Origin of the sequence: Skermanella sp. TT6, from assembly GCF_016653635.2 — a bacterium.
GTDB lineage: Bacteria > Pseudomonadota > Alphaproteobacteria > Azospirillales > Azospirillaceae > Skermanella > Skermanella cutis.
Genome location: NZ_CP067420.1, coordinates 1143865 through 1166678 on the forward strand (window position 1 = coordinate 1143865; position 22814 = coordinate 1166678).

The 22814-nt window shown below is 64.8% G+C and carries 20 protein-coding genes, 1 pseudogene and 1 other annotated feature; of the genes and pseudogenes, 11 read left to right on the forward strand and 10 right to left on the reverse strand.

Annotation, left to right across the window (positions count from 1 at the left end; translation table 11 throughout):
• Positions 1-50: 50 nt before the first annotated feature.
• The gene (locus IGS68_RS05345) at positions 51-938 is read left to right on the forward strand and encodes a LysR family transcriptional regulator (RefSeq protein WP_201077891.1); all 888 of its coding nucleotides are present in this window, start codon (positions 51-53) and stop codon (positions 936-938) included.
• Here the strand turns inward: IGS68_RS05345 and IGS68_RS05350 are convergent, their stop codons facing one another.
• On the reverse strand, positions 939-1100 hold the full coding sequence (locus IGS68_RS05350; protein ID WP_201077893.1) for a hypothetical protein: 162 nt from the start codon (positions 1098-1100) through the stop codon (positions 939-941). It abuts the gene before it with no gap.
• 158 nt (positions 1101-1258) lie between these two features.
• Here IGS68_RS05350 and IGS68_RS05355 point away from each other — a divergent pair, with 158 nt between their 5' ends.
• On the forward strand, positions 1259-1729 hold the full coding sequence (locus IGS68_RS05355; RefSeq protein WP_201077895.1) for a substrate-binding domain-containing protein: 471 nt from the start codon (positions 1259-1261) through the stop codon (positions 1727-1729).
• 849 nt (positions 1730-2578) lie between these two features.
• On the opposite strand, the gene IGS68_RS05360 is transcribed toward IGS68_RS05355, so the two are convergent.
• Complete coding sequence (locus IGS68_RS05360) at positions 2579-3778, reverse strand: IS256 family transposase (RefSeq protein WP_201072611.1); 1200 nt, start codon at positions 3776-3778, stop codon at positions 2579-2581.
• Positions 3779-4182: 404 nt separating this feature from the next.
• Positions 4183-4299 (forward strand) — a sequence feature (AL1L pseudoknot).
• Between IGS68_RS05360 and IGS68_RS05365 the strand changes: the two genes are divergently transcribed.
• Entirely contained in the window at positions 4225-4467 is a 243-nt protein-coding gene (locus IGS68_RS05365) for a hypothetical protein (RefSeq protein WP_201077898.1), read from the forward strand. (Overlaps the previous feature by 75 nt.)
• Here the strand turns inward: IGS68_RS05365 and IGS68_RS05370 are convergent.
• Positions 4450-4572 (reverse strand): annotated as a pseudogene (locus IGS68_RS05370) (IS5/IS1182 family transposase); the annotation flags it as partial. The gene IGS68_RS05365 and the pseudogene IGS68_RS05370 sit on opposite strands and share 18 nt — an antisense overlap.
• Positions 4573-5782: 1210 nt before the next feature.
• Here IGS68_RS05370 and IGS68_RS05375 point away from each other — a divergent pair.
• Complete coding sequence (locus IGS68_RS05375) at positions 5783-6319, forward strand: hypothetical protein (protein ID WP_201077900.1); 537 nt, start codon at positions 5783-5785, stop codon at positions 6317-6319.
• Between the two features lie 218 nt (positions 6320-6537).
• On the opposite strand, the gene IGS68_RS05380 is transcribed toward IGS68_RS05375, so the two are convergent.
• Positions 6538-8316 carry an SLC13 family permease gene (locus tag IGS68_RS05380; RefSeq protein ID WP_201077902.1) on the reverse strand — a complete coding sequence of 593 codons (1779 nt, stop codon included), beginning with the start codon at positions 8314-8316 and terminating at the stop codon, positions 6538-6540.
• A gap of 528 nt (positions 8317-8844) precedes the next feature.
• Here IGS68_RS05380 and IGS68_RS05385 point away from each other — a divergent pair.
• Both IGS68_RS05385 and IGS68_RS05390 read left to right on the forward strand, forming a co-directional pair.
• Entirely contained in the window at positions 8845-10113 is a 1269-nt protein-coding gene (locus tag IGS68_RS05385; RefSeq protein WP_201077904.1) for an Nramp family divalent metal transporter, read from the forward strand.
• 134 nt (positions 10114-10247) lie between these two features.
• On the forward strand, positions 10248-10979 hold the full coding sequence (locus IGS68_RS05390) for a CBS domain-containing protein (protein WP_201077906.1): 732 nt from the start codon (positions 10248-10250) through the stop codon (positions 10977-10979).
• A gap of 204 nt (positions 10980-11183) precedes the next feature.
• Here IGS68_RS05390 and IGS68_RS05395 read toward each other — a convergent pair whose 3' ends face one another.
• Together IGS68_RS05395 and IGS68_RS05400 are read right to left on the reverse strand one after the other, a co-directional pair.
• Positions 11184-11351 carry a hypothetical protein gene (locus tag IGS68_RS05395; protein WP_201077909.1) on the reverse strand — a complete coding sequence of 56 codons (168 nt, stop codon included), beginning with the start codon at positions 11349-11351 and terminating at the stop codon, positions 11184-11186.
• 138 nt (positions 11352-11489) lie between these two features.
• Positions 11490-12083, reverse strand: coding sequence for a TetR/AcrR family transcriptional regulator (locus IGS68_RS05400; protein WP_247881184.1), 594 nt, complete (start codon positions 12081-12083; stop codon positions 11490-11492).
• A gap of 223 nt (positions 12084-12306) precedes the next feature.
• On the opposite strand from IGS68_RS05400, the gene IGS68_RS05405 reads away from it, so the two are divergent.
• Complete coding sequence (locus IGS68_RS05405; protein ID WP_201077912.1) at positions 12307-12705, forward strand: RidA family protein; 399 nt, start codon at positions 12307-12309, stop codon at positions 12703-12705.
• Positions 12706-12809: 104 nt separating this feature from the next.
• On the opposite strand, the gene IGS68_RS05410 is transcribed toward IGS68_RS05405, so the two are convergent.
• Positions 12810-14408: an SLC13 family permease gene (locus IGS68_RS05410; protein WP_201077914.1), complete on the reverse strand. Its 1599-nt coding sequence runs from the start codon at positions 14406-14408 to the stop codon at positions 12810-12812.
• A gap of 518 nt (positions 14409-14926) precedes the next feature.
• Between IGS68_RS05410 and IGS68_RS05415 the strand changes: the two genes are divergently transcribed.
• From IGS68_RS05415 to IGS68_RS05430, 4 genes are all read left to right on the forward strand, one after another.
• Complete coding sequence (locus tag IGS68_RS05415) at positions 14927-15889, forward strand: sugar-binding protein (RefSeq protein WP_247881185.1); 963 nt, start codon at positions 14927-14929, stop codon at positions 15887-15889.
• 101 nt (positions 15890-15990) lie between these two features.
• Positions 15991-17517 (forward strand): sugar ABC transporter ATP-binding protein, encoded by a 1527-nt coding sequence (locus IGS68_RS05420; protein WP_201077916.1) that lies wholly within the window; start codon positions 15991-15993, stop codon positions 17515-17517.
• A complete protein-coding gene (locus tag IGS68_RS05425; protein ID WP_201077918.1) occupies positions 17510-18520 on the forward strand; it encodes an ABC transporter permease in 1011 nt (336 codons plus the stop codon). The genes IGS68_RS05420 and IGS68_RS05425 overlap by 8 nt, the downstream gene beginning before the upstream one ends.
• Before the next feature lie 303 nt (positions 18521-18823).
• A complete protein-coding gene (locus IGS68_RS05430) occupies positions 18824-20086 on the forward strand; it encodes an IS110 family RNA-guided transposase (RefSeq protein WP_201070323.1) in 1263 nt (420 codons plus the stop codon).
• 221 nt (positions 20087-20307) lie between these two features.
• Here IGS68_RS05430 and IGS68_RS05435 read toward each other — a convergent pair whose 3' ends face one another.
• The 3 genes from IGS68_RS05435 to IGS68_RS05445 form a co-directional block, all read right to left on the reverse strand.
• Complete coding sequence (locus IGS68_RS05435) at positions 20308-21756, reverse strand: sensor histidine kinase (protein WP_201077921.1); 1449 nt, start codon at positions 21754-21756, stop codon at positions 20308-20310.
• 165 nt (positions 21757-21921) lie between these two features.
• Positions 21922-22593 (reverse strand): LuxR C-terminal-related transcriptional regulator, encoded by a 672-nt coding sequence (locus IGS68_RS05440; RefSeq protein WP_201077923.1) that lies wholly within the window; start codon positions 22591-22593, stop codon positions 21922-21924.
• Positions 22590-22811 (reverse strand): hypothetical protein, encoded by a 222-nt coding sequence (locus IGS68_RS05445; RefSeq protein WP_201077926.1) that lies wholly within the window; start codon positions 22809-22811, stop codon positions 22590-22592. Before IGS68_RS05445 ends, IGS68_RS05440 begins: the two co-directional genes overlap by 4 nt.
• Positions 22812-22814 lie beyond the last annotated feature (3 nt).

Consider the following 22814-nt stretch of genomic DNA (forward strand, 5'->3'; position numbering starts at 1 on the left):
GAAATTATTTTATATGGATTATTGATACCAGTTTAGTCATTAATTAGCGGATGAACTTCGATTTCAGACATGTCCGGGGTTTCATCACCCTGGCCGAGGAACTGCATTTCGGCCGCGCCGCCCAGCGTCTCAACATGACCCAGCCCGGCCTCAGCCGGCTGATCGGCGAGCTCGAGCGCCACGTGAAGGTCCCGCTATTCCGCCGCACCACGCGCACGGTCGACCTGACCGAGGCCGGCAAGGTCTTCCTCGCCCAGTGCCGGATCGGGATCGACCATTTCGAGCGCGCGGTCGCCCAAGCACGGCGGACCGCCGGGGGCGAACTCGGCACCGTACGCGTCGGCTACATGGATTTCGCGATCAACGGCCGTCTGCCGGAGTTCATCCGGGCTTTTGCGCGGCATCGGCCGGAGGTGCGGCTGGAGTTGTTCTTCCTGTCGACGCAACAGCAGCATGCGGCCCTGTTGGCCGACCGGATCGACGTCGGGTTCATGATCGGCGCCTTCGACAGCGAGCATGTGGAGAACTATGCCTTCGACACCGACCGGTACGTGGCGCTCCTGCCGATCACCCATCCCTTGTCGAACGTCCGGAACCTGCGCCTGGCCGACTTTGCGAATGAACCGTTCGTGCTGGGATCGGGCGAGAACTGGGGAGCGTACCGCAGTAACCTGTTCGACATCTGCCACCACCTGGGCTTCCATCCGAACATCGTGCAGGAGGCCTCGTCGAGCGAAGGCATCTTCGGCCTGGTCGCGGCGGGAACGGGGGTCAGTGTCTATGCCGGCTGCGTCCGCAATCTCCAGCGTCGCGGCATCGTGATCCGTGATCTCGACGACGTGCGTCAGCCGATCCCCACCTGCGCAGCCTGGTTAAAGCCGGTGCAATCGCCCAGCGTAGAGATCTTCATCCGGGTGCTGACCAGCGTCTGGGGCTGACTACAGGCCATCTCCGGAACGGGCGCCCGACAGGCCGGCCTGTAGGAAGGCAGCGATGTCGGCGGCGACGAGATCCTGCAACGCCTTGTGCGCCTCGATCGTGCCGCCGCCGATATGCGGGGCAGGAACAACGAGAAGGATTTCCTTCAGCGCAACGGGCAACCGGCGGCTCGCGCTCAAACAGCACTCTGTGAGGAAAAGCTCTTCGCCTCATATGGTTATCTTCATCCTACAGTCCCCTCGCGCTGCACCGAGTTTGCGGATGGACCAAGCTTCATCCGCCCTTTACAGCCTGACGCCTACAAACAGACTCTTACAGCATGACCGCCGCCCGGGCTCTGGCCGAAGGGCTGATCGACGGGTTCTGGGCGAACGGCATGGGGGCGGAACTGGCCGTCCGGAGCGGCACGGGCATGGTGCTTCTCGATCCCCGGCGCGGCGACGGGCCGGCCGACTGTTTCGATTACACGACCGCGATCGTGGCGACGACGGACCGGCTGATCGAACGGACGCCGGAAGCCGCCGTCGGCATGGCCCGCGCCGTCGCCGAGGCGCAGGAAGTGCTGCGCGACGACTCCTTGGCGGCGACCCGCATCGCCGGAGTGCTGTTCCCGCCTGCGGAAACCGGCTTGATCGCCGAACTGGTCCGGCGCGACCTGCCGTTCTACGATACCTGTCTGCCGGAGCGGTCGGTCGCCGGTATGATCGCCTTTTCCCGGGAGGTGGGCATTGTGTCCGGTCCGATCCCATACGACAGGATCGTCGCGGTCAGCGTCCGGAAGGCGGTGTGAGCCGGGTTAGGCAATCGTGAACCGCGTCGTTCCGCCGCTGCGGCCGGCTGGAGGCGTTGCGCGCCGAAATGGGCGAGCGGCTGAAGGAGTTCAGGGCGGAACTGGACGGCGATGCGGCGGCCAGCCAGCGCCGCAAGCTCAAGGCCCGCTAGTCCGCGGCGGTCGAGCGCGAGGAGTGCTGCCGCACGGCTCTGGTGCGCGAACTGGAACTCGAACAGGAGCGGCACGCCAAGCGCGACCGCGACTGACCAGCATCGATCATGCTGACCGATGCAAGCGGACCTGGGGTGCATCTGGGGTGCATTCGAGGCGCAGGCGGGTCTATGTTTTTGTTCTGTTCCTGGTTGGCTTGCTTCTAACCGATTGAATTTTCACGTGGTTGGTTTTCAGGCGTTTCGTTGACATCGTAGGGGTCACAGGTTCAATCCCTGTCGCGCCCACCATCTTGAAGGCCAGCAACCTCAGTAGGTTAGCTGGCCTTCGCCATTTCTGGGCCAATAGCGGTTCTTCAACCGGGGAAGCAAAGTAGCGCCAATAGCTCTTTGGAACTGTGCAAGTGGTCCGGAACATTCTGAAATCAATCGCGACCTGCTCATATCGGCCGGCAAGGCCCGGCACCGATTTGGGCAGGCCGCGTGATGAAAGCCACCAACAGCCTTGCACCTTTGGTTTGGGAGATGGGGCGTTTTGACAGCGCTTGATTCGTTCGATCGCCTCGGCACAGCTTTGACAGGCGATCGGGCAAGCGAGTCGATTAATCGCCCCGGGATCGCTGTGATCGTGTCCCAGGCAGTGGTGTAGGATTGGCATTGCCAATCATCCTGGTTCCCAGCAGTCTGGCCGGGTTTATCATGCAGCCACAACGGGCAGCATGATTGGGGAATTATCGCCGAGTGGAGCGATGGTTTCCAGTGTCATGTAGCGGGCGCGCTGGACGGCCCATTCATCGTTCTGCTCCAGGAGAATGGCGCCGATAAGCCGAGTAATGGCGTCCTCGTTCGGAAAGATGCCGACAACGTCGGTCCGGCGCTTGATCTCGCCATTCAGGCGCTCGATCGGGTTTGTCGAGTGTATCTTGACCCGATGCTCCTTTGGGAACGTCATGTAGGCCAGCACGTCGGTTTCCGCCTCGTCCAGGAGGGTCGCCAACTTGGGAGCCTTTGTCCGGATCTGGTCGGCAACTTGGCGCCATTGGGCTTTGGCGGCTTCGGCGGTGTCCTGGGCGAAGGCGGTGGCGATGAACGCGGCGAAGAGGCGCTTGCCCTGCTTGCCAGCATGCGCCATGGCGTTGCGCATAAAATGCACTCGGCAGCGCTGCCATGTCGCCTGGAACACGCGCTGGACGGCTGCCTTGATGCCCTCATGGGCGTCGGAAATCACCAGCTTGACGCCAGCGAGACCGCGACGCTTGAGCTTGCGCAGGAATTCGAGCCAGAAGGTCTCGGCCTCCGAGGCACCGATGTCCATGCCCAGCACCTCGCGCCGGCCGTCGGTGTTGACCGCCACCGCGACGGTCACGGCGACAGACACGATACGTCCCTGCTGGCGGACCTTGACGTAGGTCGCATCGATCCAGAGATATGGCCAGTCGCCTTCGATCGGACGGCTCAGGAACGTCTTGACCCGGTCGTCGATCTCTTCGCACAACCGGCTGACCTGGCTCTTCGAGATGCCGCTCATGCCCATGGCCTTGACCAGATCGTCCACCCCGCGGGTCGAAACGCCCTGGATGTAGGCCTCCTGGATCACCGCCGTCAGCGCCTTCTCCGCCATCCGGCGCGGCTCCAGAAATCCTGGAAAATAGCTGCCCTTGCGCAGCTTGGGGATGCGCAGCTCCACCGTGCCGGCCCTGGTTTCCCAGTCGCGATCCCGGTAGCCATTGCGCTGTGCGAGGCGGTCAGCCGAGCGCTCACCGTGACCGGCGCCGGTCACCGCCTGAACCTCCATCTCCATCAGCCGCTGGGCGGCAAAGCCGATCATCTCCCGCAGCACATCCGCATCAGTGCCCTTTTCAAGCATCGAGCGAAGCGTCATCATCTCGTCGGTCATCGTGGTCACCTTGGATCAGGTATGTGTTGTGGTGACCAGACTTTACCCGAGAACCACGATGACCGCCCGTTCCGGGGCAGGCCCTCCGGTCGGCTACGCCTCCCTGCGGGCCTGCCCCGGAACGGGCGCTCCTACACCACGCCTGGGGACTTGATCATCGCTGCTGTCGGCTCTACCGTTTGAGAGGATGGAGCTTACGGGATCGAAGAAGACATCCAACTCGTTTTCGCCCGAGTTTCGGTCGCGCGCGGTCCGGATGGTGGCGGATCACCGTGCCGAGTCCGTCTGTCGCAGGGCGGCGCGGCGCCGGCTGGAGTGCCGTGGGCCCCGGAAGGGCGGCTGGAGGTGCTGGAGCGAAAGAACCGCGAGCTACGCCAAGCCAACGAGATCCTGCGCAAGGCATCGGCGTACTTTGCCCAGGCGGAGCTCGATCGCCCATCCAGGAAATGATCGCCTTCATCTGCGATCACCGCGCCGTCCACGGGTTCCAGCCGGACCGCAAGGTGCTGCCGATCGCCCCGTCGACCTACTACGCCCACCTGTCGGTGCGGCGGGCGCCGGAGCGTGCGTCGGTCCGCGTACGACGCGAAACCTCCTTGCGCGGCCGGATCCGCCGGGTCTTCGACGAGAGCTTCCAGGTTTACGGCGCGCAGAAAGTCCAAGTGACGTTCTCAAAGTCTGAGCCATAGACGAACGGCAGCGAGCTGAAGCATGGCCAAATAGTTGTCTGCGAGCTTCCCGTGGCGCGTCGCGATGCGCCGGAAGTACTTGAGCCGACCGATCAGGCGCTCGATCTGGCGCGCTCACGGCTCGCGGGCGCTTTACGCGCGGCCGCGGTGTGACCGCACTGATGCCGCGCCGGCGCAGGTACGCCCGGATCGCGGCCTGGGATTAGGCGCGGTCCGCCACTGCGCGCATCAGGGGATCGAACGCCCGGCCGTCCGTCGTCAATGCCCTCTTCCGGAGCCTCTAGCTTGTATCGCGTCTCGAACGAAGCGGGTAATCCTGGCCGCGGAGCGGGTGCTCTCCAGAGACATTGCCCCCGAGTTGCCGATGCCTCGTCAAGCATGGTAGCTTTTCCGGAAACCAGATGATCCGTGCTACCGGAGCAGTGGTGATGGATGAGATGGTGTGCCCACCGGGGATAGGTATGCTCGGGCCTCGCCACTCGCATCATTGCTCTGCGAAGCGTCGACCCAACCGGCCGACAGCCGCCGGAGGCCCATCGCCGCATCCAAGCTGAGCCGGTGAGACGATCGAAAGTAGCCGAAACATGGAGCGTTACACCATCGCCGTGTCGGTGCTGGTGATGGTCACGGGGAGCGTCGCCATTTCGATCCGTCTGAATATCGGCTGGGGCACCGCACGGGCCGTTTTGACCCATGGGTTGGCGCCTGGGATCGTCGTGGCCGTCAAGAGGACGGTAGGCAGCCAAGGCGGCATTTCCCACCGCCCGATCTACGGGTTCGTCCCGCGAGGCCGCGACGCTCCAGGCCGCTTCAATGCCTGGATCACGGCAAACCTCAGGAACCTTTTCTCGACTGGGGAGCGCCCGACTTCCCGGTGCTCTGGGCCTCTCCTTCAGGTGGCCGGCGACAGACCGCGCCCTGCGCGGCGCGCGCCTCTCGCCGCGATGACAGCCACCTGCGTCCTTTGGACCTGGACTCCGACATGCCTTTCTTGCTCCGCTCAAGGAGAAACACCATGCCCATGCGAGCCTTCGCGACGATCGCAGTGTCCCTCCTGGCATCCGCCGCGCACGCGGGGTCCGGCGACCGACCGTCGTCGCAGCAATGCGTCGTCCTGAGCTCCGAGCAACTCGCGCCGCTTGCAGGCGCCAAGCCCGTAACCTCACCCGCTTCGGCCGGGAAGTGATGCGCCTCGCCAGGGAGGTGGCGTCCCGGTCCTGATATGCGCTTCGGGAGCCTGGACACAAATCGGACCCATACTGACCTAGCCGCCTTTTCCGAATATTCGGAGATCGCGCGATCGGGAGGAGCGGCCATGACCGAAACCGAACGAACCAGCCAGGAGATCCGCGAGACGGCTGCGGCCCTGGGCAACGTGATGTTGCTCAAGGTGCTGCTGGCTGCCGGTACGCTTGGCTACGTTCTCGTCTTTCTGCTGGTCCCGGCGGCGCTGATCGCCGGCCATCCCGGAACGGCTGCCGTGAGCGCGGCGGTTGGCGTGGCCCTGATCCTCATCCTGACACGGATCCGCCGCCCGGGCCCGCCCCTCTGGCTGGGCCTCGGTCTGATCACGCTGGCCGGGCTTTGCGACTTGGTGTTCGTAGGCGCGGCGGCGCTCGCCGCCATCTGCTGGGCCGGATGGGCCCTGGGCGGAATCATGACTGAGGGCACGGAGCTGGCGCTGCTCGGAGCACCGGCGGCGGCGCTCGGGACGGTGGCGCTCCGCATAGTCCTGAAGCAGGTCGCCCGCAGCTTCGGCCTGCCGTTCCCCCGCTTCGGCTGCCCGCGCCTGGAGCTGATCGCGCATTTCTGGGCTGTTCTGTTTCCGGGTGGCCCGAGGGGATGGCGGTGAAGCGGCTTGCGGCGCGCCTCCTTCGGGTGGTGAGGTGACGTTATCAAAGGGCATTGTCACGGCAATAGGGCCAGCACGCAGAGATCCTGGGTCTCAGGTGACGGCCACGCCGTAGCGGCCGCAGCGTTCCAATCGGCTTCGGACTTCAACCGCATACCATGGCCGCTCGCTTGAGCTGAGCCCTCTTGCAGAAACTCCCGCACTCTATCACCGCAGGGTCAAGGCGGCCAGATCAGCAGGATCGCGGGAACTCCGACGGCGATGACGATGATCTCCAGGGGAAGGCCCATCCGCCAGTAGTCGCCGAACCGGTATCCGCCAGGGCCCAGGATCAGGGTATTGTTCTGGTGTCCGATCGGCGTCAGGAACGCGCAGGATGCCCCGATGGCCACGGCCATCAGGAAGGAATCCGGATTGGCATCCATCTGGCGGGCCGCCACGATGGCTATCGGCGCCATCACGGCCGCGGTCGCCGCGTTGTTCATGAGGTCGGACAGGGTCATCGTCACGACCAGGATCAGGATCAGCGCCACCACCGCGGACCCGCCGGCCAGATATCCGACGATCGTCTGCGCCAGCAACGCCGCGGCACCCGTCGTTTCCATCGCCATTGCCAGAGGGATGAGGGCACCGAGAAGGACGATGACCGACCAGTCGATGGCCTCGTAAAGGTTCCTGAGCCTGACCAGGCCCGCCAGGACGAACAGCACGGCGGCCGCGACGAAGGCGATCTCCGCAGGGACTCCGGCGACCGTGATGGTGGCTATGGCGGCGCCCATGATGGAAACGGCCAGGATGGTCTGGCCGCGTCTCGGAAACTTCAACGCCCGCTGGACGAGGGGAACGCAGTTGGTGTCGGCGATGAAGTCGCCAAGGCGGCCGGCAGGACCCTGCAGCATCAGGACATCGCCTGCGGAGAATTTCTGGTCCCGCAGGCGGCTCCATGTCTGGCGGCCCTGGCGCGACAGGCCCAGCAGGTTGATGCCGAACCGGGAGCGCAGGCGGATGCCCGCCGCGGTGCGGCCCGCCAGCAGGCTGCCCGGACGAACGGCGACTTCCATCAACTCCATCTCGTCGGACTGCAGGTCTTCCTGGCTGATACGGCGGTCGTCCACGAGCTCCAGCCCGTAGGCGGTCACGATGTCGGTCAGGGCGGCGGGCTCGGCCTCGACCACCAGGATGTCTCCAGGCCGGATACGGCGCCAAGCCCGGGGCGCCAGGATATGCTCGTCATTGCGCACCAGTCCGACGATCTGACCACCCACCTCGATCAGCTCGGGCTCGAACTGGGCCAGCGATCGACCGGTGAGCTTCCCGTCGGGCACCAGGATTTCCGTGAGGTACTTGCCCACGTCGAAAAGCTGTCCGCCGGTCCGGCTTTGTCGCGCGGAGACGGGAAGAAGTCGCCACCCGACCAGGGACAGGAAAGCAATGCCGGCCAGAGCCACGGCCGCCCCGACCGGCGTGAAGTCGAACAAGCCGAACGGGCTGCCGCCGGCCTGGTGGCGAAACCCGGCGATGATGATGTTGGGCGGCGTTCCGATCAGCGTCGTCATGCCGCCCAGTATCGACCCGAAGGAGACCGGCATCAGCAGGTATCCGACGGGGATCTCGTTCTTCTGGGCCGCCTGGATCACCACCGGCATCATCAGGGCCAGGGCACCCACGTTGTTCATGAAGGCCGAGAGGAACGCAGTCAGTCCTGACATGGCCAGGATCAGCATCGGCGCTCCCGCCCTGACCGGCAGGACATGGCGCGCCAGGATGTCGATCGCGCCCGAATTGGACAGGCCCTTGCTCAGTACCAGAACGGCCGCGACGGTGACGACCGCAGGATGCCCGAAGCCGGAGAACGCCTCGCCGACGGGGACTACAAAGGCGGCCACTCCCGCCATCAGGGCGACCATCGCCACGAGGTCGTGCCGCCAGCGTCCCCAAATGAACAGCGCCATCGTCCCGAACAGGATGGCAAGCGTCAGCGTCTGGTCAAATGTCATCAACAGGCATCGCTTGAAGGCTGCCACAGGCGCAAAGCCGGCCTGCCTCGCGATTAGATATCCCTGTGGGTCTCCGGTACAACGGCATTACCGTTTCCGCCCTCTTCCAGGTGGGTTCCGCGGACCCCGACCGTCGCCGGCGCACAGGCATGCCGTCGTTTCGGTACGGGCAGAGGCTGCCCGGTTCCGCGCGGGCCAAACGTCCCCGATCGAAACTCCAGCACATCGGAAGATGTCTTCATCGAACCGACAACGGTTTTCGCCATGCGGAATAGAGTCGTGGATGAGGTTGTGACGCTTTGTATATTGCATTTAGTATACCAGCAAGGGCAACAATCCCTCGGCAGAACAGGCCCCTGCGCACAAAAATAATCTTTGGGAGGAAAAATGACCGTCAGAGCGCTTCCAGGAGATCCGGACAAGGGTCTGAGGCCAGCCACGACTGCGGCCAAGGATAACCCGACGGACGGTTTTCAGACCGTTACCCTGAATGCTCCGGGAACGGGCTTCCGGGACACATGGCGGGCCATGGGGCCGGGCATCGCGGCGGCGATGACGGGCATCGGGGCCAGCCATATCATGCACGCGCCGACCGCCGGCGCCCGGTTCGGCTATGATCTGCTCTGGGTGATCCTGGCCGCCTATATCATCAAATACTGCGCCTTCGAGTTCGCCCACCGCTACACGATGGTGAAGGGCGAAACCATCATCAACGCCTACCACCGGGTGGGCAATTGGCCGCTCTGGTTCATGATCTTCCAGGGTTTCGCCAATACCGTCGGCATCGCTGGGCGTGCCCTCGGCTGTGCCGCCCTGATGTGGGCGGCCTTCCCCTTCATGTCGCTCGAATTGTGGGCAGTCGCCATCCTGGTCGGAACCGTCGCCATCCTGTGGCTCGGCAGCTACAAGTCGGTCGAGGGCATCTGCAAGGTCCTGATCATCGTCTTCGCCGTATCCTGCTTCGTGGCGTTCGCGTTGCAGGCGACGCCTCCGGCCGAGTATCTGTCGCGCCTGCTGCCGACCCTGCCGCCGATCGGCGCCATGCTGCTGTTCGGTGCCATGTTCGGCTATTTCCCCACGACGCTCGAAGTCGCGCCCATGCAGTCGAACTGGGCCGTGGACAAGAAAGCGGGCATGGTCAAGGTCAACGAGATGCGGGCCCAGGGGCACACGGTGCATATGGACCCGAACTACATGAAGAACAGCCTGATCCTGTTCAAGCGCGACATGAACATCAGCTACATCATCTCCATGCTGTCGGGCATGGTCTTCCTGATCGTCGGCGCGGCCGTGCTGAACCCGCTGGGGCTGGTTCCCAGGGGCAGCGAGATGGGCGTGACGATCGCCCGCATCTATACCGATACCTTCGGCCCGTGGATCTTCCCGGTCATCATCGCCGGCGGCGTGGCCGCCCTGTTCTCCACCGTCTTCACCTACTTCGATGGTCAGGCCCGCATCTTCGAGGAATGCGCCGTCCGACTGAAGCGGGACTGGGACAACCCCCGCATGCGCAAGCTGCTGTACCGCAGCATGCAGGTCATCTGGCTGGTGGCCGGCATCGCCGTCGTCTTCGGCCTGCCCGAACCCATCTTCGTCGTCCAGGTCGCCTCGGTGATGGCCCTGCTCTTCTCGCCGATCCTGTTCTGGCTGACCATCAAGGCGATCAAGGACAACTTCACCTCGGATTTCGAGCGCGAACACCTTCCGAGCAAGTTCCAATTCGCCTGGGCATGGGCCGGCACGATCAGCTTGGTGCTGCTGACGCTTTACGTCCTCTACTTCCAGTTCCTGGCCTGACGATCGGGCCGTCGCGTGAAGCAGCATGACGCCATGGGATCCCGGTGCCATGGCGTCATCCCTCCGGAGGCGGGGAAATGACACAGACCATACCTGCTTGGATGAGGGACATACGAAACGACAGGGAGGCAAGAATGCGTGCAAAAGACATCATGACGACCCACCCCAAGACGGTCGCCCCCGATAGCCTGGTTCACGAAATCACGGAATGCCTACTGAAGAAGCACATCAGTGCGGTGCCGGTGATCGACGGGAATGGGCGCGTCCTGGGGATCGTCAGCGAGGGCGACATCATCCACCGGGTCGCGGCGACCAGCGACGGGCACCGCGCCTGGTGGTCCCGGCTGTTCGACGGCTCGGGAAAAGACGCGGCCGAGTTCATCAAGACGCACGCCATCCACGCCAGGGACATCATGACCCGCGAGGTCATCACCGTCACGGAGGACACGCCGGCCGAGGAGATTGTCCGCATCCTGGAGAAGCGGCGGATCAAGCGCGTGCCGGTGCTGCGCGGCGAACGGCTGGTCGGCATCGTCTCGCGCGCCGACCTGCTCCGCGTGGTCCTGGCCTCCTCACCCGACATGGGCGTCCCCATCAGCGCCAACGACCGCGAGCTTCGCGAGAAGGTCATGGCCAACCTCGAAGGGCAGGATTGGGCGCGCGTGTCGCAGCTCAACATCGTCGTGACCGACGGGGTGGCGCAGATCTGGGGGTTCGTGGGTTCGGACACCGAGCGCAACGCCCTGAGGGTTGCCGCCGAGACGGTGCCGGGCATCCGCGAAGTCGAGGATCACCTGAACTTTTCTCCGATACCCTGGGCGGGGAGCCGCGGGCGCGGCTTCGGCGGGGCCGGCGGCATCGTGTAGCGCGGCTGCACTGAAGGTCGGACCTGACCGGGCGCGATCGAGCGCGGGCGGGAGGAGTAAGGAACAGGCAGGGGGAGGCCGTTCCCATGGAGCGGCTTCCCTCCATCCGTTCGCAGACCAGGCATCCGCCGCCGTGCTCGATCGATCCCGCCCCGCCGTCCGGCAGGCGGGATCGCATTCCCGCGTCACGCCTCGCGCGGGAACTCACATCTGGTCATGGTCGTGCATGGTGTCGGGATTGGTTTTTCCTGTCGGAACGCTCGGATCGGTCTCGGCTTCCAAGGTCCGCGTGCTGCCGAAATAGAGGGCTCCGCTGAAAGCCAGGAAAGATCCGATTACGAGCACCAGATAAGCGATATTGCCACCAGTCATTGAATTCTCCCGCAAATGGTTCGGCCGTTTCAGATAGCCTTGTATCAACCATGTGCCAGGGGATTCGATCCTTGATGATGCCGATCTGATCGATCATCCGCCTTGTGCCGAAGAGCGGCGGCAAGCCTCCCGCCGTCGCTATCGGGTTCTCAGGAGTCCGCCGGCAAGCTGGATGAAGGCTTCGACGGCCTTTTCCTGGACGCTGTGCGGGTCTTTGGCCGCTGCGATCCAGAGCGCGGCATTGAGCGCCGCCCCGTTGATGAGCCGGGCGGCAGCCTCGGGGTCCACCGGCTTGACGATGCCCTGGGCGATCAGTGATCGGAGGGTGCGCGTCGTCGTTTGGAGGCAGCGGTTCTGGGTGGGCCAACCGGCAGGGTCGCCCAGGACGGCCGGTCCGTCCAGAAGCACGATGCGCTGGACTTCGGGCTCCAGCGCCATCTGGATATAGGCGACGCCTTCCGCCAGGAGCCCGTCCCAGTCGTTTCCGGCTCGGCTTCCGACGGCGCGCGCGCGCTCCGCCATTTCCGCGTCGATCTGGTCGACCACCGCCTGGAGCAGACCCTTCTTGTCGCCGAAGTTATGGTAGAGCGCGCCGCGCGTCAGCCCCGCCTCGGCGGTGAGGTCGTCCATCGACGCCGCCGAATAGCCTTTGGCCGCGAAGGCCTGCCGGGCCGCCCTGATGAGCTTGGCCCGGGTTTCCTCCATCATCTCGGCGCGCCGTCCCGTTGCCACCCTTACCTCCGACCGATCGAAATGCGGGCCGCATGCTAGTTGACATACGGGGCGGATGTATGCTCTCTTTTCACATACGCAGCGTATGTGAATGCGATGCGCCGTTCATGAAGTCCGGGGAAACCTGCGGACCCGCAAGCCCCGGGCACGTGCCTTGCCCCTGGTGGGCAACACCGTCGCGCCGGCCGGCCCGGCATGTCCCCTTCGAAAGAGGAACGAAACGATGACCAGTCGCGAAGCGATCTTCCCGCCCGGACGGCACGCGCTTTACGAGAAGCACCGCTACTCCGCGGCGATCCGCTCGGGCGACCTCCTGTTCGTCTCGGGCCAGGTCGGCAGCAGGGCGGACGGATCGCCCGAGCCCGATTTCGAACGTCAGGTGCGGCTGGCCTTCGACAACCTCGCGGCCGTCCTGAAGGCGGCTGGCTGCACGTTCCGGGACGTCGTGGACGTGACCACCTTCCACACCGACCCGCAGGCGCAGATCGAGACCGTCATGGCCGTGCGGCAGGAGGTGATCGGCGACCCGCCCTATCCGAACTGGACCGCGGTCGGCGTGAACTGGCTGGCGGGCTTCGACTTCGAGATCAAGGTCATCGCGCGCCTGCCCGCGGCCGCCTGACCCAGGGGCGGCGTGGTTCGAAAGGGCCGCCGCCCGGCCGACCGCGCGGCGGGAGGGAGCGTCGACGTCCGCGCTTCGACGGTCTCCCTCCCGCTCCCGGGAATTCAGAACTTCAGGCCGAGGGCCAGGCCGCCCAGGACGTAGCAGAAAGCGGTGATCAGGATGATCCCGATAAGGTTCAGGACGAAGCCGCCCCGCGCCATCTGCCCTATGGTCACCGCGCCGGTCCCGAAGACGATCGCGTTCGGCGGCGTGCCGACCGGCAGCATGAAGGCGCAGGTCGCGGCCAGGGCGGCAGGGATCAGCAGCGTGAGCGGATCCGCTCCGATGCCGACCGAAACGCCCCCGAGCACGGGGATGAAAGTCGCGGCGGTCGCGGTGTTGCTGGTGACTTCGGTCAGGAAGAGCACGATCGCGGTGACCGCCGCGACCAGCAGGATGATGGGAAGCGCCCCCAGCCCGACCACCTGCTGGCCGAACCAGTTGTCGAGCCCCGAAGCCCCGACGGCGCTCGCAAGGCTGAGTCCGCCGCCGAACAGGAGAAGCACGCCCCAGGGCAGCCCGTTCTCGGCATCCTTCCAGTTCAGGGCCATCTCCGTCCGGCCCCGGCCGGGAAGGATGAACAGGGCTATGCCGGCGGCGATGGCGATCGCGGTGTCGTTGAGGTCGCCGATCGGTCCGAGCCGGTCGCCCAGGCCTGGAATGGCCGCAAGAAGCCCCGGCACGACCCACAGGAACGCCGCCGCGCCGAAGACGGCCATGACGACCTTCTCGCCCTGGCTGAGCGGGCCGAGATCGCGGATCTCCTTGTCGATCATCTCGCGACCTCCCGGAATCTCATCCAGGCTGAACGGATAGAGCACCCGGGTCATCAGGACCCAGCCGATGAGGATGAAGGTGAGGGCCAGCGGCAGGCCGATCATCATCCATTCCAGGAAACCGATGCTGCGGCCGAGTTCGTCGGCGGCGTAGCCGGCCACGATGGCGTTGGGCGGGCTGCCGAGCAGGGTTCCGAGCCCGCCCATGGTCGCCGACCACGCGATGGCGAGGATCAGGCAGACGCCGAACCGCTTGATGTTGTCATCCTCGATGACGTCCGTGATGCGGGCGCCCGAGTGCAGCGCCTCGACATCCGAGGCGCTCTGCCGCGTCGGGCTGTGTTCCACCACCAGGGTGAGCACCGACAGGCCGATCGGCAGCATCATCAGCGTCGTCGCCGTGTTCGACACCCACAAGGACAGGAAGCCCGTCGACAGCATCATTCCCAGCACGATCCGACGGGGCTCGACCCCGACGCGGGCCAGGGTCAGCAGCGCCACGCGGCGGTGCAGGTTCCATTTTTCCATGGCGATGGCGATCAGGAAGCCGCCGAGGAACAGGAAGACGATGGAACTGGCATAGGGTGCAGTCGCCTCGCTGACGGTCCGCTCGGTCAGCATCGGGATCAGCACGATCGGCAGCAGCGACGTGGCCGAGAGCGGGATGGCCTCGCTCATCCACCAGATCGCCATGAGCGTGCCGATCGCCGCGACCCATCGTGCGTCGGGCGACAGCCCTTCCGAGTTCCCCATGGCGAGCCAGACCGCAAGGGCCGCGATCAGCCCGAAAGCCCGCATGCCCCAGAGGATCATCGCTTTCCGCCGGTCCGGGGCGGATTCGGCATACTCGTCGTACTCGCCCTGCTGATACAGTCCGTTTCCCATCTGAGGCCCTCCCATGTCGGATGCTTCTTGTTCTCGTTCGACCATGCGCGACCTTCCGCCTACCGATCGGGGCGATCCCCGCGATGCGGTCGGCGCCCGCGACCATCAGGCGGATATCCGCCGATCGCCGCTCAGGGCGGCCATTCCGCTCGTGGTTTCAGGAACTGAACGGAAGCAGGGTTTTTTTGTTCAGTTCCGGCCGCACCGCTCGGTGGAGAGGCCGAAGCCCCCGATCCTGCGTCCGCAAGCCTCGCGAGGGCCGAGGTCCCAGTCGTGGGTGTCCGTTCGGCGACGGGCCGGCTCCGCCGGATGGTGTCCGCCGGTCCCGGAGAGGATCGATGGCTCTTTATACTGAGGGTCTAATTAATCATTGACGGGAGGCAGGCTTGCATCGTGAAATCTGCGGCCAAGGAGAAACAAGCTCCGGATCGACGCGGCAGCCGCGCATGTCGGGAGTTTGGCGAAGCGTTAGGTTAGTGAAAGCAAAATAAAATAACAAGCAACCTAGAGGAAACGCCATGATCAAGATGAAGACCGCCCTGGCCGGTATGGCTGTCGCCGTTCTGGCCGGCGTCATGACGACCCAGCCATCTTTCGCCCAGGGAAAGAAGACCCTGGCTTTCGTGGTCAATGTTCCCGCGGATTTCTGGCAGATCGCCCGTCGTGGCACCGAGAAGGCCCAGAGCGAACTTCCGAACTACAATATCGAGTTCTACATCCCCGGCGAGATGTCCGCCGCGGCGCAGAAGCGCATCCTGGAAGACCTCCTTGCCAAAGGCGTGGCCGGGGTTTCGATCAGCCCCGTCAATCCCGACAACTCGACGGAAATCCTGAATCAGGTCGCCGCGAAGGCAGTCCTGTTCACCCAGGACGCGGACGCCCCCCAGTCGAACCGCGCGCTGTATATCGGGACGGACAACGTGGCCGCCGGCCGGCAGGCCGGCGAGCAGATGATGAAGGCCCTTCCGGACGGCGGCAAGGCGATGGTCTTCGTCGGCACCCTCGACGCAGCCAACGCGCGCGAGCGGCTGCAGGGCATCAAGGAGGCGATAGCCGGGTCGAAGATCGAGATCATCGACGTCCGCACGGATGGCGGCGACCAGGCCAAGGCCAAGGCCAACGTCGAGGACACGCTGACGAAGTATCCTGACATCGACCTTCTGGTCGGCCTGTGGGCCTACAACACGCCGCAGATCTACAACGCCGTGAAGGCGGCCGGAAAGGGAGGCTCGCTCAAGATCGTCGGCTTCGACGAGGACCAGCAGACCCTCAAGGGCATTTCCGAGGGCGTGATCGACGCCACCGTCGTCCAGCAGCCCTATGAGTTCGGCTACCAGTCCATGATCTACCTCGCCAAGTACATCGAGGGCGATCGGTCCTTCATCCCCGAGAACAAGCAGAGGATCGTTCCCACCCAGGTGATCGACAAGTCCAACGTCAAGGATTTCGCGGCCAAGGTCAGGGAACTGCTGAAAAAGTAGTTCCTGAAGGGTCCGGCATCGGGATGCCGGACCCTTTGCCGTCCTTCGGATAATGGCCACCGCAGGGAATGCCGTTCCTTGCGTGCGAACGAGGTTCGCGCATGTCGAATACCCTACTGGAACTCCGTTCGATCACGAAGACGTACCCCGGCGTCAAGGCGCTGGCCGGCGTCGATTTCTCGGTCGGGCACGGTGAGGTCGTGGGCCTCATCGGCGAGAATGGCGCCGGCAAGTCCACCTTGATGAAGATCCTCGGAGGCGTGGTCTCGCCCTCGTCGGGCTCGATCGTCATCGACGGCATTCCAAGGTCCACGCTGACCGTCAAGGATGCGGCTCGCGCCGGGATCGCGTTCGTCCATCAGGAACTGCACCTGTTCGAAAACCTCGATGTCGCGGCGAACATCTTCATCGGGCGGGAGCCCCGGAAAGGGGGCATCCTCAACCTCATCGACAATACCGCCCTGCACGAGCGCGTGAAGCCGCTGTTGAAGCGCCTCGGCGTCGATTTCCGTCCTGAAGACCCCGTGGACGCCTTGTCCATCGCGCAACGTCAAATGGTGGAGATCGCCAAGGCGCTGTCCATGGATGCCCGCCTGATCATCATGGACGAACCCACCTCCAGCCTGACGCTGACCGAAACGGACAACCTGCTGAACGTCATCGCCGACCTCAAGGCTTCGGGGGTCAGCATCATCTATATCTCCCATCGGCTCGGCGAGGTGGAGCAGTGCGCCGACAGGGTCGTGGTGCTGCGCGACGGGCGCCGGGTCGGCGAACTGCCGAAGTCGCAGATCAAGAGCGGTGCGATGGTCCGCCTCATGATCGGTCGGGAGTTGAAGTCCCTCTATATCCCGCCGAAGGCTGGGGGACGGAAGGGCGGACTCGAGCTCCAGAACCTCGTCACGTCGGCCTTTCCCGAGCGGGAGGTCTCGCTGACCGTGCATCGCGGCGAGATCCTCGGTCTGGCGGGTCTGGTCGGGGCGGGGCGGACCTCGCTCGCCCAGACCGTTTTCGGCATCCATGCCGCCAAAGGGGGCCGCATTCTCCTGGATGGGCAGCCTCTCTCCATCAGGGTGCCGGCCCATGCGATCGCCTGCGGCATCTATCTCATCCCGGAGGACAGGAAGAAATCCGGCCTGCTGCTCGACATGACCATAGCCGAGAACATCTCGCTTCCGGACCTCCGGAGCATGGCCAAGGCCATGCTCGTCGACGTGTCGCGCGAGACGAGCCTGGCCAGGGAGCAGTGCCGCGCCCTCGCGATCAAGGCGCCGTCCATCGACACCGACGCCGTCACCCTGTCCGGCGGGAACCAGCAGAAGGTCGTCCTGGCCAAATGGATTTCGATGCGTCCGCAGTTCATCATCTTCGACGAGCCGACTCGGGGCATCGACGTCGGAGCCAAAAGCGAGATCTACGCCCTGATGCGCGGGCTCGCCGATGCCGGCGTGGCGATCCTGATGATCTCCAGCGACATGGAGGAGGTCATCGGCGTCAGCGACCGCATCGCGGTGATGCACGAGGGCAGGATCAGCGGGATGCTCGACAGGCCCCAGTTTTCGGAACACAACGTCCTGACGCTCGCCGTAGGCAACATGGGCGGGGAGGAGCTGGTCACCCATGCTTAAGAAAGAACTCGGCCTGCTGATCCTGATACTGGTGATCGGTTCCATCACGGCTGCGATCAACCCGCAGTTCATCTCCCAGATCAACCTCATGAACCTCGCCAACCAGATCGGACTGTTCGGCCTGATCTCGATCGGTGCCGGCCTGGTCATCATCTCAGGCGGCGTGGACCTGTCGGTCGGCTCGATGTTCGCGCTGCTGGGGATAGTTTTCCTCGATCTGCTCGTCAATTACGAACTGGCGTGGCCCGTGGCCCTGCTCCTGACGATCGCCGGCGGATCGGTGCTCGGGTTGATCCACGGGTTGCTGGTAACCCGGCTCAAGATGCAGCCGTTCGTCGTGACCTTGTGCGGACTTCTGCTGTACCGGGGCATCGCGCGCTGGTACACGGCAGACTCCACCCAGGGTTTCGGCTACGGCTATGGCTATGAAACCTTGGAATGGCTGATGTCCGGCCGGACCTACAACATTCCCCATACCTTCATCTTCCTGTTGATCGTCGCGACCTTGATGGGCGTCGTGCTGCACCGTTCAGTCTATGGCCGCTACCTGTTCGCCGTCGGCAAGAGCGAGGAGGCCGCCCGGTTCTCCGGCATTCCCACGAACACGGTGATCGCGGCGGCCTACGTGATCGGCGGAACCCTGGCCGGCATTTCATCCGTCTTCTTCGTCTTTTACACGCAATCGGTCTCGCCGTCCGCGCACGGCAGTTTCTACGAACTCTACGCGATAGCCGCCGCGGTCCTGGGCGGATGCTCGCTCCGCGGCGGCGAGGGTTCGATCCTGGGCATCGTGCTCGGTACCGTTCTACTCCAGGTCCTGCAGAACCTCGTGAACATCCTGGGCATACCGAGTTCGCTGAACTTCGCCGTCATGGGGGCCGTGATCCTGCTGGGCGTCCTCGCCGACCGGCAACTCCAGCTCCGCCGCCAGCGCCGGCTTGCGATGGCAAGCGCCGAGGCGCGCGAACTGGCGAAGAAAGGCGCTGCCGGAGCGGCGGTGTGAGCGGCGTCGCGGCGGGGGACCGGCGAAGGTGAAGGGGGTAAGGCGCAACGCCGCTTTCCCTCAGCCGCTTCCGGTCCCCTGTACCCTTCACGGGTCGAATGGTCAGCGGTATCATAGCGCCGTTGACTGATCGGGCCGATCCGCCGGGAGCAACCTTTTGCCCCCTGTGTCACGAACACCTGGGGGGGACGCGTGCCCCGGCGGCAGGCCGCGGCTGAGGCCCAGTGGGGAGTCAGCGCCAAGCGAGCGCCAGTACAGGGGTGGATCCAGGCTGCGGCGGCCCATTTGGATGGGAGCCCTTGAATGAGTGAGATGTTCGACTGGTATGTCGGCATCGACTGGGCGAGCGAGGTTCATCAGGTCTGCCTGGTCGATGATCGTGGCGTGGTACGCGGGGAGCGCGCGGTGCGCCACAGTGGCGAGGAACTGGCCGGTCTGGCGGCTTGGCTGATCGAGACCACGGGCGCCGCTCCGGAACGCATCGGCATTGGCATCGAACTGCCCCACGGTCCGGTCGTGGAGAGCCTGATGGAACGCGGCTTCGCGGTGCACGCCATCAATCCCAAGCAACTCGACCGCTTCCGGGACCGATTTTCAGTTTCCGGAGCCAAGGACGACCGGCGCGATGCCCGGGTGTTGGGCGACAGCCTGCGCACCGATACCCGCTGCTTCCGGCGCCTGAGGCGGGATGAGCCCAGAATGATCGAACTGCGCGAACGGCTGCGCATGACCGAGGAGTGTAAGCACGAGCGCGTTCGCCTGACCAATCGGATGCGCGAGCAGCTCTGGCGCTATTACCCGCAGATTCTGGACCTATCCGACGATCTGTCGGCGGCATGGTTGCTGGATCTTTGGGCGCTGGCGCCAACGCCGGCCAAGGCGCGCCGGGTGCGCGAGAGCACGATCGCCAAGCTGCTGAGGAAGCATCGGATTCGCCGGCTCGACGCCGCCGAAGTGGTGCGACGCCTGCGTCGTCCGGCGCTGACGGTGGCGTCCGGCACGGTCGAGGCGGCGAGCGCCCATGTCGGCGCTTTGCGCGACCGGCTGCGCCTCGTCAACCGCCAGATCTCGGCGGCCGAGCGGCGGGTCGACCAGATCCTGACCGAGTTGGCGGCCTCTCCAGAGGAACCGGAGGCGGTGCCGGGGCAGCCGCCACAGCAGAGCGACGTGACGATCCTGCGCTCCTTGCCGGGGGTTGGGAGGATCGTCTGCGCCACTCTGCTGGTCGAGGCCGGCGAGCCCCTGAAGGCGGGTGACCATCAAGCCCTGCGGGCGCTGGCCGGCGTGGCGCCGGTGACCCGGCGTAGTGGCAAGAGTTGCATCGTGCTGATGCGTCAGGCCTGTTGCCAGCGTCTGCGCGACGCAGTCTATCATTGGAGCCGTGTCGCGGTCCAATGCGACGCCACCTGCAAGGTGCGCTATCAAGCCCTGCGCAAAGCCGGCCACAGTCATGGCCGGGCGTTGCGCACGGTCGGCGACCGGCTGCTGGAAACCGCTTGCGCCATGTTGCGTGGCCGCGGCTTGTACGACCCGCAACGCGCCGGGCGGACACGCCAAGCCGCCTGAAGCAAGCCTCTGAAACTGGGCGGAGGTGATACTGTCCCTTACATCCGATGGAGGCGGCGCTTCCGGCGGAACGGCACGAGTCAAGCCCGTGCCGCCATCGGCGGTGACCCGCAGGGTCAGGCTTGACGCGTGTCGGGCCGTCGGGAACCATAATCATCGGACGTAAGGGGCACCCCCAGACACTACTCGGATCATTGACAAGCGGTGGGGAGTCCCCCCCTTCATGCCATGTTGCGGGGACTGTGATCCGCAACGGAGTTGCCCGGTGCGATCGGCCCTGGGCTGGTCTCCGCCCGGAGCGCGCGTTCGGGCGGCAACTCGACCAGCACCTGGGTGCCCAAGCCAGGTTGGCTCGACATCCTGACCGTGCCTCCGTGACGCTCCACCAGCTGGCGGACCAACGGCAATCCCAATCCGGTCCCCTGGACCTGAGGCGCCCGCCGGCTGTCGATCTGCTCGAACGGCAGGAAGACGCGTGCCACATCCTCGGCCCGAATGCCGACCCCGGTATCGGATATAGCGACGACCGTGCGGCCATCGGCGAACCGCTCCAAGGCGACCTCGATCCGGCCACCCCAGGGAGTGAACTTGATCGCGTTGGAGAGCAGGTTGTCCAGGATCTGCCGAAGCCGCAGCGGGTCGCCCAGTATCGTGACGTTGCCCACGGCCGGCGTGAGATCGACCGTGACCCCGGCGGCGCGGGAAGCGACCCGCAGGTCGCGGACCGCCTCGGCTGCCAGCATGTCCAAGGCGACCGCTTCTTCCCGGAGCTCCAGCTTGCCCGCGTCCAGTTTGGCAAGGTCGAGAATGTCGTTGATCAGCGCCAGAAGGCGCTGGCCGGACTGATGGATGTCGCCGACATATTCCTCCTGGCGGCTGGCCAACCGGCCGAAGATGCCGCTCGCCAGCGCTTCCGAGAAGCCGAGGATGGCGTTCAGCGGCGTGCGCAGCTCGTGGCTGACATTGGCCAGGAAGTTGGTCTTCGCTTCGTTGGACCGCACGGCCGCGTCACGTGCGACGACGAGGCGATCCGTCAGGTCCCGGAGATCCCGGTTGGTCTTCCTGAGCTCCTTCTCGGCCCCGACATGGCGCAGCATCAGCCAGACCAAAGCCAGCACCAGCAGGGCGGATCCGGCGCCGTAGCCCAGCAGCTTCATCTGGAAGACGCTGACCTGGCGCTGTATCTGGCCGACCAGCACGTTCTGGTGGTCCGACCCGGCGAACAGCACCCGCCGATGGACGACCACCGCCTCTTCGACGGTGCGGTCCGCCAGTGTCCGGAAAGCGGCCCGATCGGTTCGGAGCAGGGGCAGGTAACGGTCGATCCGGTCGATGACCCGCCGGACCTCCGCGACGCCGGCCTCGCGCCCGGCGGCCCAGGTGTGCCATTCGGCGCTGCCTGCCTCCGGGAATGCGTTGATCCGGTTGAACACGTTGTCGAGGCGGAGCATCACCTCCTCGGCCACCTCCGTCCGACTGTCCGGCTCGACCGCACGGATGGAGACCTGGAGGCGCAGCAGGTCGGCGGAAAGCTCCCCGTCGTACCAGAGATCCGCCCCGCTGGCGATCTCGACCGAGCGCTGGATACCGATCAGGTCGGGAATCAACATCGGCGTGCTGCACAATACCAGCACGAATGACACCGTCCAAACGATCTTGCCCAGATCCATGAGATACGTCCCATGCCTGCGGATCGGCACAGGATGCATCATGCCCATCGGAAACGTGAGAACCCAAGGGGTTATGCTTCATGGCCCTTTAAGATTGTATGAAGCCGGGTCCGTGCTTCCTTGAGGGGGACAAGGATGTAAGGCGCCGCCGCGCGCCCGTGCCCGTCAGGCGGAAGCCGCCTGGAAGCCGCGGGTCGGCGTGCCGGCGCCTTCCGCCGAGAAGCCGTTGTTCATGGCCCAGATCGCCGCCTGGGTGCGGTTGTTGACGTCGATCTTGCGCAGCAGCGTCTTCAGATGGACCTTGACGGTCGCCTCGGTGATGCCGAGCCGGATCGCGATCATCTTGTTGCTGGCCCCGGTGACCAGCAGTTGCAGGATCTCCTGCTCGCGGGGCGACAGGCCGCGGATCGAGTTCTGGGGCGAGGGCGCGCTGATGTCGAGCAGCATCGCCGCAAGATTGGTCGGGAACACCTTCTCGCCCAGCATGATGAGCTGAAGCGACTGGATCAGCGCCTCCGGCGAGACGTTCTTGCTCAGGAAGCCGTCCGCACCGGCCCCCATGGCGGTGCGCAGCACATCGACCGACATGTCGTCGGCCAGCACGAGGATCCGGGTGGCCGGGAACACCTCCCGAAGGGTGCGCAGATCAGCCTCGTCCCCTACCGGCTGGCCGCTGATGATGAGATCGGGCGTGAACCCGGCGTCGCCGGCTTCCAGGGCCAGCTTGACCGTATCGAATTCCGCACCCGCCTCGAAACGGGTGCCGGACAGCAGGTGCCTCAGGCCCTGGCGAAAAAGGCGGTTTGGTTCGATCAGGAAGGTGCGGGACGTGGTCATGACGGGATCTCTCCGAATGCATCGACGATCGAACGGCTGCATGATCCAAGGTGGTGGGCGTTGGCGCGTTCGATACTGCGTTGGAAAGACATTGCCCGAAAAATAGTGCAATATAAAGGAAAAATTAACCCTTTATCGCGGATAAAAAGACCTATGCGGGCAGTTGGATAGGGCAAATTGGACATGCCTTCCGGCATAACCGGCATTTCCCTGCGCATCGA